Origin of the sequence: Alginatibacterium sediminis (genome assembly GCF_003610775.1) — a bacterium.
Lineage (GTDB): Bacteria > Pseudomonadota > Gammaproteobacteria > Enterobacterales > Celerinatantimonadaceae > Alginatibacterium > Alginatibacterium sediminis.
The window spans coordinates 408,907-421,735 of sequence record NZ_RAQO01000008.1; the positions used below are offsets into that span (position 1 = coordinate 408,907).

General features: G+C 44.9%; 12 protein-coding genes. 1 reads left to right on the top strand and 11 read right to left on the bottom strand.

The genetic code is table 11. The features are described 5' to 3' along the window. Window positions 1-24 precede the first annotated feature (24 nt). Window positions 25-1,152, bottom strand: a complete 1,128-nt coding sequence (locus DBZ36_RS15775; RefSeq protein WP_120355916.1) for a zinc-binding dehydrogenase — start codon at window positions 1,150-1,152, stop codon at window positions 25-27. Window positions 1,153-1,272: 120 nt separating this feature from the next. After that, window positions 1,273-1,932 (bottom strand): glutathione S-transferase family protein, encoded by a 660-nt coding sequence (locus DBZ36_RS15780; protein WP_120355917.1) that lies wholly within the window; start codon window positions 1,930-1,932, stop codon window positions 1,273-1,275. 228 nt (window positions 1,933-2,160) lie between these two features. Here DBZ36_RS15780 and DBZ36_RS15785 point away from each other — a divergent pair, with 228 nt between their 5' ends. After that, complete coding sequence (locus DBZ36_RS15785; RefSeq protein WP_120355918.1) at window positions 2,161-3,081, top strand: LysR family transcriptional regulator; 921 nt, start codon at window positions 2,161-2,163, stop codon at window positions 3,079-3,081. Window positions 3,082-3,200: 119 nt separating this feature from the next. Here DBZ36_RS15785 and DBZ36_RS15790 read toward each other — a convergent pair whose 3' ends face one another. The 9 genes from DBZ36_RS15790 to DBZ36_RS15830 form a co-directional block, all read right to left on the bottom strand. Next, entirely contained in the window at window positions 3,201-6,350 is a 3,150-nt protein-coding gene (locus DBZ36_RS15790; RefSeq protein ID WP_120355919.1) for an efflux RND transporter permease subunit, read from the bottom strand. Between the two features lie 2 nt (window positions 6,351-6,352). Continuing rightward, window positions 6,353-7,471, bottom strand: coding sequence for an efflux RND transporter periplasmic adaptor subunit (locus DBZ36_RS15795; RefSeq protein WP_120355920.1), 1,119 nt, complete (start codon window positions 7,469-7,471; stop codon window positions 6,353-6,355). Between the two features lie 385 nt (window positions 7,472-7,856). Next, complete coding sequence (gene erpA / locus DBZ36_RS15800; RefSeq protein ID WP_120356044.1) at window positions 7,857-8,186, bottom strand: iron-sulfur cluster insertion protein ErpA; 330 nt, start codon at window positions 8,184-8,186, stop codon at window positions 7,857-7,859. A gap of 63 nt (window positions 8,187-8,249) precedes the next feature. Further along, window positions 8,250-8,906 (bottom strand): DUF6776 family protein, encoded by a 657-nt coding sequence (locus DBZ36_RS15805; protein ID WP_120355921.1) that lies wholly within the window; start codon window positions 8,904-8,906, stop codon window positions 8,250-8,252. Window positions 8,907-8,944: 38 nt separating this feature from the next. Continuing rightward, window positions 8,945-10,111 carry a glutathionylspermidine synthase family protein gene (locus DBZ36_RS15810; RefSeq protein ID WP_120355922.1) on the bottom strand — a complete coding sequence of 389 codons (1,167 nt, stop codon included), beginning with the start codon at window positions 10,109-10,111 and terminating at the stop codon, window positions 8,945-8,947. Then, window positions 10,111-10,716, bottom strand: coding sequence for a DUF1190 domain-containing protein (locus DBZ36_RS15815; RefSeq protein WP_120355923.1), 606 nt, complete (start codon window positions 10,714-10,716; stop codon window positions 10,111-10,113). Before DBZ36_RS15815 ends, DBZ36_RS15810 begins: the two co-directional genes overlap by 1 nt. 10 nt (window positions 10,717-10,726) lie before the next feature. Next, entirely contained in the window at window positions 10,727-11,137 is a 411-nt protein-coding gene (locus DBZ36_RS15820; RefSeq protein WP_120355924.1) for a DUF350 domain-containing protein, read from the bottom strand. Window positions 11,138-11,147: 10 nt separating this feature from the next. Continuing rightward, window positions 11,148-11,804, bottom strand: coding sequence for a YjfK family protein (locus tag DBZ36_RS15825; RefSeq protein WP_120355925.1), 657 nt, complete (start codon window positions 11,802-11,804; stop codon window positions 11,148-11,150). Window positions 11,805-11,807: 3 nt separating this feature from the next. Continuing rightward, window positions 11,808-12,791 (bottom strand): potassium channel family protein, encoded by a 984-nt coding sequence (locus DBZ36_RS15830; protein ID WP_158589126.1) that lies wholly within the window; start codon window positions 12,789-12,791, stop codon window positions 11,808-11,810. Window positions 12,792-12,829: the final 38 nt, after the last annotated feature.

Consider the following 12,829-nt stretch of genomic DNA (forward strand, 5'->3'; position numbering starts at 1 on the left):
TTAACTCTTTAAACTAACCAGCCATTACTTCTGAGGTGTGATTAAGTACTTCTCACCGGTAGCCTGTTTGGCATAGGCTGCTATCGATTGTAGTTTTAAGGCTTCTGCCAATGACACTTCATGCGTGTAATGGCTCGCAAATGTGGTGCTGATTTCATTTGCAATTCGTTGACGCATGGCTACCACAGTCTCTGTACCTAACTTACCTAGCGCATTAAACAGTAAAAATCCATTAACACCCCAAGCAAAACCGAAATTACGGTTTAGCGTAATTGGACCTCGGTCTAATGCGCCATAAATGTACACTTGTTTGAAGGTATCTGAGCCATAAACGCTGTGCTCTTTCATGTCGCGAGCGGCAGCAACTTCCATGCAATTAAGAATATCACTGGTTAATTGACCACCACCGATGGGATCAAATGCAATGGTTGCCCCTGTTTCAATGATTGCCGCCGTTAAATCAGCAAGGAAGGTATCACTACTAGAGTTAACTACATATTTTGCCCCCATATCACGCAGCAAGGTTTCTTGTTCCGCTTTACGAACAATGTTAATTAGATCGACACCATCAGCAATACAAATGCGGTTCAACATTTGCCCCAAATTAGATGCCGCCGCGGCATGGATAATGGCTTTATGGCCTTCAGCGCGCATGGTTGCAACCATTGCTAATGCGGTAAGCGGGTTAACAAAAGAAGACGCGCCTTCTTTGGCTGTTGTACCTTCTTTTAACTCCAAGCAGCTTTGTACATTGGCACAAACAAATTGACGATAAGTTCCACCACCAATCACAGCAACTGTCTTACCCAGTAGCGCTTGCGCTGCAGGTGATGCGCCAGCAGCTACAACTGTACCTGCACCCTCATTACCAACCGGCGTTGCTTTACCAACTCGCGTTTTCAGTGCTGGCATAAACTGGGCTGGAACATCGGCAGAAATGGCTGGGCTTTGGTCGGTGCCGGTTTGGGTGGCGGTTGTCATATCAGCCGCGCTAAACATCACGCCCAAGTCAGAGGGATTTAATGGCGCAGCTTCAATGCGAATAACTACTTCGTCGGCACTAGGTTGAGGTACATCGACGCTTTGTAAGGCTAATGTTAGCTTATTGTCTTCGCTGATGGTTGAAGTTAGTTGAATATTTGTATCTGTCATTTGATCTTGCTCCTGCAAATTAATTTTTAAACCAATAACTTAGGTATTGGCCATATATTGATCGTCATTCTGGTGTTCGAATTGGTCGTTTTTAGCTAAAGACTAGCTTGCATTTTCAAGTTAAGACTTTGCTTTAAGCTGTCGAATAAACTCTGGCATGTTGGCTCGTCGATCGGCCTCTACGCTTTGCGCTATTGCAGATTGGCTCATGGATTCATTCCACTGTTTCATACCGGCTACCTCTGCAAGCACGTCCCAGTTAAGTTGACTGACTCCCATTGAGCTAACGATTGTGTTTACGTGATAAAGGTAAATGTCAGCCATGGAAAACTGTTTGCCGGCAACCCAAGGTGAAAACTGGCACAAACGACTTAAGGCGGTTATGCCGCGGTTAAGCACTTGGCGAACTTCAACAGCTACGCTTTCGGGGACGGGAGTTCCGGAAAATGCATAGGGTAAAAGTCGCCGGCTTGGCAGTTCAAAATACAGCTCGGCTATTTTCATTATTTGCCGAACATGAGCACGTTGCGCAGGCTGTTCAGGGTATAAGGGCTTACTAGTGTAGGTATCTTCAAGATAATCACAGATAACACTCGACTCTGAAATATGTAGACCTTCAAGCGTTGTGATCACCGGCACTTTGCCCGCGGGACTGATAGCAAGTAAGGCCTCACTACCGCCGTAAACTAGCTTTTCTTGAAACGGCAGCTCTTTGTATAAAAGTACATGTTTCACTAGGTTGTAATAGTTGCTAGCGGCAAAACCGTGCAAAGCAATCATAATTCAGTTTTCCATCATTAAAGTGACGCTTGTAAAAAGCCGCGAACTTACCGGCAATTTAAGAACTGTATTTAACCTGTGACACCGAGGTGCAAGTCACAATGTTAAGTTGAAACCATTATTACCTGTTTAAAATTAGTTATATATAAGGGAAAATGCGAATCACTATTGTTTTAAAGACAATAATAGATCGATTATTGTCAACTATTGATTTCACGGAGCACGGCGATGGACCAACTGCGAGCAATACGTTATTTCTGTAAAGTTGTCGAAACCGGCAGTTTTACCAAAGCCGCGAAAGCGTTCAATGTGCCACCATCATCCTTATCTAGACGAGTGGCAGACCTAGAAAAGAGTTTAGGAGCGACCTTGCTAAAACGCTCAACCCGAATCGTAAAACTGACAGAGGTCGGTCAAATTTACTACAAGGACGTACAGCAAATACTCAATCAACTCGAGCAAAGCAATGAAACAGTTCGTAGTTATCAAACAACGCCAATGGGAAGCTTGCGTATCAGCTCAATGGTGGGTTTTGGCGAAAAGATAGTCCTTCCATTGCTAGACGAGTTCAGCGCTTTATTTCCCGAAATAGTCTTAGATATCAGCTTGAGTGACGAATTATCAACACTCGGACGTGATGATGTTGATATTGCGATCCGTGGTGGCTATGCGCCAAACGAACGCGTTATTGCGATACGACTGATGGACAATGGTTTTATCCCTGTCGCTTCAGCAAGTTATATTGAGAAACACGGAACGCCAAACAATGCGATGGCCTTAAAGAATCACAATGGTCTGTATTTCAAAGCGCCGTCTGGGCCAACCCCTTGGTTATGTAATATTAACGGCCAATGGCATGATGTTTCAGGGCCTGCGATAGCGATATCGAATAATGGCTCATGGCTGGCAAAAAAAGCCTGCGCTGGTGAAGGAATTCTAATGTCGACTCGATGGGCCTTAGCGTCTTATCTTGAGTCCGGTGAGTTGCTTGAGCTCCATTTTGACCATCCCTTAGCTATCACGCAAAACGCTGACATGGCTGTTTATTTGTTGTATCAAAAACAGCGCTACTTAGTCCCAAAAGTAAAAGCCGCAGTCGACTTTTTAGTTGAAAGAATCAAAGTAAGTGGCAATCGAGGGGCAATGTAGTAGCAGGATTAGCAAATAGACTGAAATCTTAACTCGGCTTGTTGAGGTACGCTGTATCTTCAACACACTAAACAAGCCTTCAATAAGCCCGCGGCAGCGGGCATTGACTTAAGTTATAGCTAAGGTGACTCTAATGCGTTGCTATCGGCCGCACCGGGCTTATTCATTTCTAGTGCCGCTAGGTCGTAATCTTTTTCACGGCGACGCCATTGCCCAAGTACCAATAAACATGGCGTTAGGATAAGCGTAAGCACGGTGGCGAAGGTTAAGCCGCCGGCGACGGTAGTTGCCAGCTGTGACCACCATTGTGAAGATGGTGCACCAAACTCAATGTGGCGCTCGAACAAATCAATGTTCATCTCCAAAACCATGGGCATTAGGCCAAGTACGGTTGTGATCGTGGTTAACATCACCGGACGCAAACGCTGTGCCCCAGTGCGCATTACCGCTTCTATACTAGGTACGCCTTCACTACGCAGAATATTGTAAGTATCAATCAATACAATATTGTTGTTCACCACAATCCCAGCCAATGTGATCACACCAATACCACACATGATCAAGCCGAAAGGTTGTCCAGCAATCAATAGTCCGAGTAATACACCAACTGTTGAGAACAATACCGCACTTAGGATCAACAAGGCCTGATAGAAACTATTAAACTGAGTGACCAAAATAATGCCCATCACAAACAGTGCCACCATAAAGGCTTTACTTAAGAACTCAGACGCTTCTTGTTGATCTTCGTTTTGACCACGGAAACGGACATTAACGGTCGGATCCATTTCGAGCTCTTTTAAACGCTCCTGCATTTTAGGCAGCTCTAAGCTCAGGTTCTCACCCGGAGCCATATCGGCACTAACGGTTAGAACTTGTAAGCCCTCAACTTTATTAATCACATCTAACTTAGGGTGCGCTTCAAGTTCCACAAAATTCGAGACGGGTACTAGGCCCGATTGTGTTTTAACTCGAAGTTGGCCTAAGCGGTCAATACTGCGGCTCTCTTCAGGAAAACGCACCCGAATATCAAGCTCGTCATCAACGTCATCAGGTCGGTATGAACCAATGTTTAAGCCATTCGTTACAAACTGCACCGTATTACCGAGCAGGGTTACGTCTGCGCCAAAGCGCGCTGCCTGCTTGCGGTCAACCTTTAGTTGCCATTCAATACCCGGAGCAGCGCGAGAGTCCTCAGCATTTACTAAGCGGGGATTTGCGTCGAACTCGGCTCGAATCAGTTGCGCCATCGCGTCAAGGCGCTCAGGAAAACGCGAACTTAATTCGATTTGTAGATCCTTACCGGAAGGTGGCCCTGCATCGTCCTGACGAAACTCAATTTCTAAACCAGCAATAGGGTCTAAACGCTCTTTCATGTCAGCAATAATGTCATTGGCTTTACGTCTAAACTGCCAATCTTTTAGGTTAACTCGAATGTCTCCGAGATCGTCACCACCAACGCTTGTATACAAGGTATCGAAGTCTTCGATATCTAAAAGACGTCCTTCAACTTCTTTCATGATGGTTAGTTTTTCATCAATAGAGTAGTCGCCATGGGAACGTAGTACCACATTAAAACCAGTTGGCTCTACTTCGGGAAAAAACTCCATGCCTTTACCCGCATGCTTATAACCAAAGATAATGGCGATGCTGATAATGATCCCAAATAGAAATACTCGTTTTGGTGCGTGTACAGCTTTATTCAAAATCCGCAAATAAAAACCGGTGAATCCAGTAAGATTCTGCCAGTGACCCTCGTCGGCCATAATCATCTGCTGACGTTGTTTCTCACTAATATGACGGGTTTTACCAAATACTTTGCCCAAGGTTGGTACAAAAATAAGCGCCATAACCAAAGACGCACTTAAGGTTGCGATCAAGGTTAGGGGTAGGTATTTCATAAACTGCCCCACCATACCCGGCCACCACATTAGGGGAGCAAACGCCGCCAAAGTAGTCGCGGTAGAAGCAATAATAGGCCACGCCATACGGCTTGCCGCCATAGAGTACGCTTCTTGCTTATCTTTACCTTCGCTCATTTGTCGGTCGGCAAACTCAGTGACAACAATCGCGCCGTCTACCAACATGCCCACCGCCATAATCAGCGAGAACAAGACAACCATATTAACCGTAAGCCCAGTCATGGAAAGCACCATGATGCCAGCTAAGAAAGAACCTGGAATCGCAATACCTACCAGTAAGGCTGAACGAACACCCATCGCCGCGATGATGACGATCACCACCAAAATAATCGCCGACAAAATGCTGTTTTGAAGCTCGTTAAGCATATTACGAATGTCTTTGGATTTATCACCGGCATAATCGATGGTGATAGAATCGGGCCAGTATTCGCTTTCAGCGCTAATGATTTCTTTCACGCCTTCAATGGTCTGAATTAGATTTTCACCGGGGCGTTTACTGACCTCCAATGAAATGGTTGGATGCCCATTTACTCGGGCATAACTGGTCGCGTCTTTGAAGGCGCGCTTAGCCGTGGCCACATCACCAAAGGTAACAATTCGGTCGCCATCAACTTTGATCGGCAACTCAATAACATCGGTTACGCTTTCAAATACAGCTGGTACTTTAACTGCAAAACTACCGCTACCGGTATCAAGTGTGCCGGCTGTTACCAAGCGATTGTTACGGCTAACTAAGTTATAAATATCCGCTTGATCTAATCCATAAGACTCCATCAGGATTGGGTCTACGATAATTTCAAGGAAGTCATCGCGGTCACCGCCAACGTTAACTTCAAGCACTTGCTTCATGCCTTCGATGTCATCTTTAAGGTCACGTGCAACTTTGAGCAACGCTCGCTGTGGCACAGAACCTGACAACAACACGGTAATTGCAGGTTGCTCGGTAGCCAAGGTAACTTGGTGTACTTCAGGCTCGTCGCCGCCATCGGGTAATTTGGTTTTAGCCAGATCAACTTTAGAACGTACGTCAGCCAGAGCAACTTCAATATCAACACCCACTAAGAACTCAAGAACCACACTACCGTGGCCTTCGCTCGCAGTTGAGGTCATCTCCTTGATGCCTTCAATGCCTTGTAGTTCACGTTCCATTGGGCGCAGTAATAAGCGCTCAGAATCTTCTGGTGAGATACCGTCGTGGTTTATGGAAACATACACAACCGGAATATCGATATCTGGATCGGATTCTTTGGGAATATTGATATAGGAGCTAGCCCCTGCTACCAATAAAAACACCAGCAAAGAAAGTACCGTGCGACTATGCGAAAGAGCCGCTTGAATCAGCGCTTGCATGGCTACTCTCCCTTGCTTTGGGCTGTCACTTGCGACTCAGTTGCTATGCTAACCGCTTCAACATGCTCGCCAGGGTTCACAAACCCTTGTCCAAGGATGATAACGTCAGTATCGCCGTCAAAACCACTAAGCCATGCACCATCGGGCTCAGAACGTACTAACTGAGCGGGAACAAATTGTACGTGCTCGTCAACTACAATTTTGACCCCAAGTTCGCCACTGTCATCAAGAGCAAGTACAGCAGGTGTCACTTTAATTGCGCTCACTTCAGCAAGCCCGAATACTACCGCGGCACTCACACCGGCTTTAAGTTTCTTGGCGCTGTTATCAACGAGAACTTCGACCTTAAAGGTGTTAGTAGCTGGATTTGAAACCGTAGCTACGAAGCTAACCACGCCAGGGATTTCGTCGCCGCTCATCACTTTAACCAGTGCTGGCAGTCCAGCGCGCATCTCGTTTACATCGCGTTCTGATACATCGACTCTAACCACCATTTCAGAGGTGTCTGTTAATTGTAGAATCGGGTCGCCAACGCCTAAGTAGGCACCTTCTTCAACATAGTTGTGGTTATAGTAGCCCGTGAATGGCGCTACGATCACTGTATTATCAATATCTAAGGTGAGGCTTTCGACTAACGATTGAGCATCAACTAAGGAAGCACGGGCCTGAGCTAAGCTAGCTTTGCCTTGAAATCCTTTTTTATTTAGGGCTTGTATACCTGAATACTCAATACGGCGCTGCTCAAGTAAGGCTTGAGCACGTTTGAGTTGCGACTGGCGATTGGATATATCAATTCGAGCCAGCGCATCGCCTTCTTGTACAAAAGCGCCGCGTTCAACTAAGAGCTCAGAAAGACGTCCGGCGACTTCCGCACCTATGGTGCTTTGGCGCAAGGCTTCAGTTCGACCATAAAGATTAAGTGTTTGCACGATGCTTTGCGCGCTATAGCGATGGACTTGAACGCGAGTTAGCGCCTTCTCTTCCGCTGCGGCTTCCGGAGTAGCCTCTTCAGCCTGACTATTTTTTTGACCAGAGAGCATCCATAGAACAACAACTACAGAGATGACAATTGACAAAATATAAGGACGCGCGCCAAAAAAATTTCTAACTGAACGCAACACAGAACACTCCTTGTTTCAGCGATAAGCTGACCAATTAGGCCAACAAAAAATATAAAATAAATATCTAGATTGAATAGAAAGTTGGGCCTATCAGGCTCGAATTCAAGTAACATTGCACCAATCAGTGCAACCTTGGCATAATTTAATACAAACTATGTACACAAATGATGACATTTTAGTGTTGTCGAGCTTAGTGAAGCCTACAAACTGACCTATAAAAATACAATAACTCCAATATAAAGCTTACGAATCAAATACTAAAAAGGTTCATAAGTTTTATCGATGCAGCTATGACACGCGCATCAATATTCACACGTATATTGTGCGTGATTTTCATTAGAGCCAAAAAAACCACCCTAAGGTGGCTTACAATAGCGGCTTGTATTTAGATACTAAATGACGAGCCACAACCACAAGTAGCTGTCGCGTTGGGATTGTTCACTAAAAACCGAGAGCCTTCAAGCCCCTCAGTATAGTCAACAACGCCACCCACCAAATATTGTAGGCTCATTGAATCGACAACCATAGTCACCCCAGAATTATCAACCAGGGTATCGCCGTCGTTTACCTTTTCATCAAAGGTAAAACCATAAGAAAACCCTGAACAACCACCGCCAGTAACATATACACGCAATTTTAGCTCGGTGTTTTCCTCTTCAGTGATCAGCGTTTTTACACGTTTTGCCGCTGCATCACTGAATTGAATCGGAAACATGACTTCTTCAGACACAAGATCTTCCTCTTAAATTAGTAGCGCTAGTATCTAATACCTGAGTATTTAGTTCAAGTATTCAAATAGATCTTGCCAGCGATAATTTTGATCAAAAGCCAGCTGTTGATATCCATCGCGTTTGAAACTAAGTGCTAAGCTGTCTGGGCTGAAGCCCTCAGGCAAACGAAAGTCCAAGTAAATACGCTGAATATGCTGAATTGAAAACTTTGCAGCATCAGCTATAACCAATACTTCGCTAGTTTCTAGCTCGATAGTTTCCCCTTCAAGCAAGCCCACAAGCTTCAGTTCTATTTGCCCAAGGATGGGCTGCATTTCTGGCTCGGAATTACTCACCAATAGCTCTAAACGGTAGTGGTTTTGATTGCTCAGCTCGGTGACTTCTGCCACGTGCATTTTAAACTTCTGTTGGCCATCATCCCCTAAGGCATATTGGTATAGATCAACAGAGCTTTGTAGCGCTTGGTTTTCAAGCTTAAGCTGTTGCTCGTTTGCTTGAGACAATTTAGCCTGCGCGAGTGCCTGCGTTAAAAGTAGTTCTTGGCTTCTCAGTTGCTGACTTAAAACCTTAGTCTCAGCATCACTACTAGCAAGTTGTTCTCGAAGCATTTGTTGTTGATCGGTTTGTTGCACGAACAACATATAAACCGCCCAAGCGATGCCAAGCATTAATAATAATGGAATTGCAAAAAAAGATGATCGCACGATGTAACCTTAAATAGTTATAGCAGCCGAGTTAAGGCTTAGAGGATAATATGTGGCAGGTAACGACTCATATCTTGGGTAATTATATTAGTGTCTTCTCGAATCGAAATCCCGGCCGCTTTGTCGTCCACCAGCCAACTGCCAACTAAGGTATGGTTGTTGGCGAATTTTGGTAGCCTATGGAACGCTTGATAGATAAAGCCCTCTTCGCCGTATGGGCCATCTGAACTTGCTAATTCTTGTCCTTGCCCACTTATTTGTATATTGGCACCTTCACGAGAGAATATTGGTTTTTTCACCCAAGCTAGGTCTGAACTTAGATGTTTCAGTTCAGACTCGAAAAAAGCCGGCAGTAAATTGGGGTGATTTGGAAACATCGACCACAGCTTAGGTAACAAGGCTTTATTTGAAATGATGCTCTTCCATGGCGGCTCCAACCAACGCATGTTTTGCTGCGGTAGTAGTTCCCCAAATTGCTCTTCAAACATGAACTCCCACGGGTATAACTTAAACATCCACGATATAACATGGTTGTCATCATCACTTAAACGTCCCGCGGCGTCCCGGCCAATATCTTCAACAAAAACAAACTTCACCTCGATGCCTGCTTCTTTAGCGCAGTCTTCGAGATAGGTTACTGTACCGCGATCTTCTGGCGTATCTTTGCAACAAGCAAAATGCAGCACTCGATTAGGAGTTAGAAAAGCCAAGTCCTTGAAGCGATTGACCAGTTTTTCTTGCAAGCTATTAAACTGATCGCTGCGTCGACTAAGTCGTCCTTGGTCAACACCGTCTATAAGCCACAACCATTGCCAAAAGCCAGTTTCGTAGAGCGAGGTTGGCGTATCTGCGTTGTTTTCATAGAGTTTGGCTGGACTTTTTCCGTCGTAGGAAAAATCTAAGCGCGAATACAAACTAGGATCGCCGCTTTGCCATGAGTCTAAGATCCATTGCCAATAGGCTTGCGGAATACAGAACTTCTTAAGCCAGTATTCATCACGAACCACTTGATCAACCACTTCCAAGCACATCTGGTGGATCTCTTCAGTGGGCTGCTCAAGGTCTTTTTCTATTTGGTCTAGAGAAAACTGATAGTAAGCGGACTCATCCCAGTACGCTTCGCCATGCATGGTATGAAATTCAAAACCATAGTCATCGGCCAAGTCACGCCAGTTTTCCCGAGGGTCGATAGGAATGCGAAGCACTAACCGCCCCAGCCGCTAGATTTAGACGATTTACTTGAACCCCATGACGATTTAGCCGACGCACTCGAACCAAATCCACCACGACTAACGGTTTTTGTAACCGTTGGTTTGGCTTTATAAGTTGATTGCGGCACCTTATAACTGCGTTGCCCAGCTGCGCCAAGATTGCGCCCGTCAGCGGTCATAATCTGATTATGGTAGCGAGACGACGGATTATTGTATTGATACACAGCCGATGGTCGGCCTATATCCATCATCCGCCCCATTAAGAAGCCAGCCATCAATGGCGAAAACATACCGCTGGAATTACTACGGCACTGGGCTGGACCGAACTCAGCTTCGCAATCGGCTTGCGAGTTGTATTTAGGACCAGTACGCTCTGCTTCAGCTTGCGCATTTTGATAAACTGTTTCACATTCTTGCTGGTCAAGAGAGGTTTGCTTAGAGCAATCATCAACGCTGTAAATCACAATCGCGTCATCTTCGGGCTCTGAACATGCAGCTAGCATTACTGCGGAAACTGCTAACACTGCAGGACGCAAAATAAACTTAGCCTTTGACGGCTTGCGCATTCGTCCAAGATCAATATTCTGACTACGTTTCATTTGTCCCACCTTAGTAGCTCATACACGCCGCGTTAAGCATGCCAACAGCAATGTTAGTTACCGCCAATATAGTCGCAGCACTCAACTCGTTGTCTTCGATACGTTTAACAATACCGGGCATAAAGCTAAAACGAACAATCGCAAAAGCAATTAATTGCGCCGCTAAAGCAATCAAGCCCCAAGTAGCAAAATCAAATAGTGATACTGAGTTACTTGCAGCGCCAGCAAGGGCAATAGCAAAACCTAAAATGGCACCACCAAAGGCAATACTTGCGCTCAGGTTGCGTTTTTCTTTAATTAAATCCCACTCATCATGGGGAGTCACGCGCACATAAACCACTTTAAAGATGATCAAAAAAACAATTGATACTGCAAAATAAAGAAAGAAATTCGCAACTGCGACCAGTAAACCTGCTTCCATTAGAGTTTCCTTATCCGTAGATAGTAATTTGTGATGAACTGATATTAATGCCGGTACTATAAACTAAACAGCGCTCTAAGTTATCACCGCGTACTTGTTCTTCGGCGCTGATAAATAGAAATTCGTAAAAATCATCCGCTAATTCAAGTTCAAATAACATGGTGAATTGGTCGGTCGTAGAAAATGACAACCCACTGGCTTCGTCATACGTTGTTTCCTCCATGTGCACCGGATTATGGTAAGCCGATGCTGAAGTCCACACGCGCTGATAGTTTTTACCATTAAGCTCAAAATGCTCGGTACCAATCTTATTTTTTAGTAGATCATCCCACTGCGCTTGGTTGTTGATATCCAAGGTGTCGTAGTAATGAAATAGCTTTACATCAATAACATCACTTTCATTGGGACCACTGGCTACTACTTGCAAAAAAGCTTCGTCATCAGTGTAAAATCGATAGACCTGATTTCCGTCTAGCTCCACCAGACCAACTGCGGTCACTATCTGAGTACCTGCGATCTTGGTTGTGGTCAATGTGTCTTGATGAATACGAAGTGACAAGGTATCCAATTCAAAGCTACTACCTATGCCTAAACCCATGATTTGCGGCACAGTGTTAGCGGCTTCATCTTTCGATTTATCTTTTTTTCCAAACCATGAAGAAAACATCGATTAGGCCTCTTTTAATTGGGTCAATTGTGCTTCGGTCAATCGTGACTCGCTCAGGTAATATAAAATATCACCCGGTTTTAGTATTACGTCGGCCTTGGGGTTGAGTACGATACTGACATCAGCGCTACGTTTATAAGCAATAAGCGTTGCGTCTAATTGAAATTTTAGAAATTCAAGCATTTGCTTAGCCGTCACCGCATGCTGCACTGGGTTCAAAATAGCATATTGAGTCACGCCCGAGGTGCTATCGAGTAATTGTTGATGCACTTGCGCAGAGCCGGGATCCATAGCTGAACTGGCTAACATTTCAACTTGCACCGAGGGAATAACTTCGACTTTGGGACAATGTACGCCCATAAGGTGTATCAAAGACGGATTTGCCATATAGGCTGTCTTATGGCACTCGGGATTTTCGCTGGCACAGTAAAGCGCGGTGGCCAAGGTTTCGTTGTCGTCTTCTAGATCTATAACAATACTTTTGGCTGTACTAAGTTTGGCTCGCTCCATGGTGATAGCGTCAGAATAACTTTCGACTTGAACCAAGCTCACTTTATCAGATGCTGGGTTTTCCATGTCTTTATCAACAACCAAAACCAATTGCATATCGCGGTCGCGTAGACTGCTATAAACGAGTTCAATTAAGCGAAGTGAGCGCGCTCCATGCCAACCAATGATGACACTATGATTTGTTAGATCCAGCATTTGAAGCCCTCTTCGTCTTCGATTATATAACTCAGATAGATAAACACCTGCGCGCCCTAAAACCACGGCAAATAAGCTCAGTCCGATAGGGATGACCCAAAAGCTGACCGCTAAGCGCCCCCAAAAAGTACTTGGACCAAAGTCGCCATAGCCAACAGTAGAACCCGTAACAACTAGGTAATAAATAAAGTGCTCACCGGCAACCAGCTCGGTTTCGCCGGCTAACAAAAGCAGCACATAACTGATCGCAACATATGCGAAAATGGCCGTAATAACGGCCATAGTATTAATTCTAAAAAAAAGCGCCTCAAACATATGGC

What these genes read in the sequence shown, in the direction of transcription:
- DBZ36_RS15775 (WP_120355916.1), bottom strand. Translation starts at nt 1,152, where the DNA reads ATGACAGATACAAATATTCAACTAACTTCAACCATCAGCGAAGACAAT.
- DBZ36_RS15780 (WP_120355917.1), bottom strand. Translation starts at nt 1,932, where the DNA reads ATGATTGCTTTGCACGGTTTTGCCGCTAGCAACTATTACAACCTAGTG.
- DBZ36_RS15785 (WP_120355918.1), top strand. Translation starts at nt 2,161, where the DNA reads ATGGACCAACTGCGAGCAATACGTTATTTCTGTAAAGTTGTCGAAACC.
- DBZ36_RS15790 (WP_120355919.1), bottom strand. Translation starts at nt 6,350, where the DNA reads ATGCAAGCGCTGATTCAAGCGGCTCTTTCGCATAGTCGCACGGTACTT.
- erpA (WP_120356044.1), bottom strand. Translation starts at nt 8,186, where the DNA reads ATGTTTCCGATTCAATTCAGTGATGCAGCGGCAAAACGTGTAAAAACG.
- DBZ36_RS15815 (WP_120355923.1), bottom strand. Translation starts at nt 10,716, where the DNA reads ATGAAACGTAGTCAGAATATTGATCTTGGACGAATGCGCAAGCCGTCA.
- DBZ36_RS15820 (WP_120355924.1), bottom strand. Translation starts at nt 11,137, where the DNA reads ATGGAAGCAGGTTTACTGGTCGCAGTTGCGAATTTCTTTCTTTATTTT.
- DBZ36_RS15825 (WP_120355925.1), bottom strand. Translation starts at nt 11,804, where the DNA reads ATGTTTTCTTCATGGTTTGGAAAAAAAGATAAATCGAAAGATGAAGCC.
- DBZ36_RS15830 (WP_158589126.1), bottom strand. Translation starts at nt 12,791, where the DNA reads ATGGCCGTTATTACGGCCATTTTCGCATATGTTGCGATCAGTTATGTG.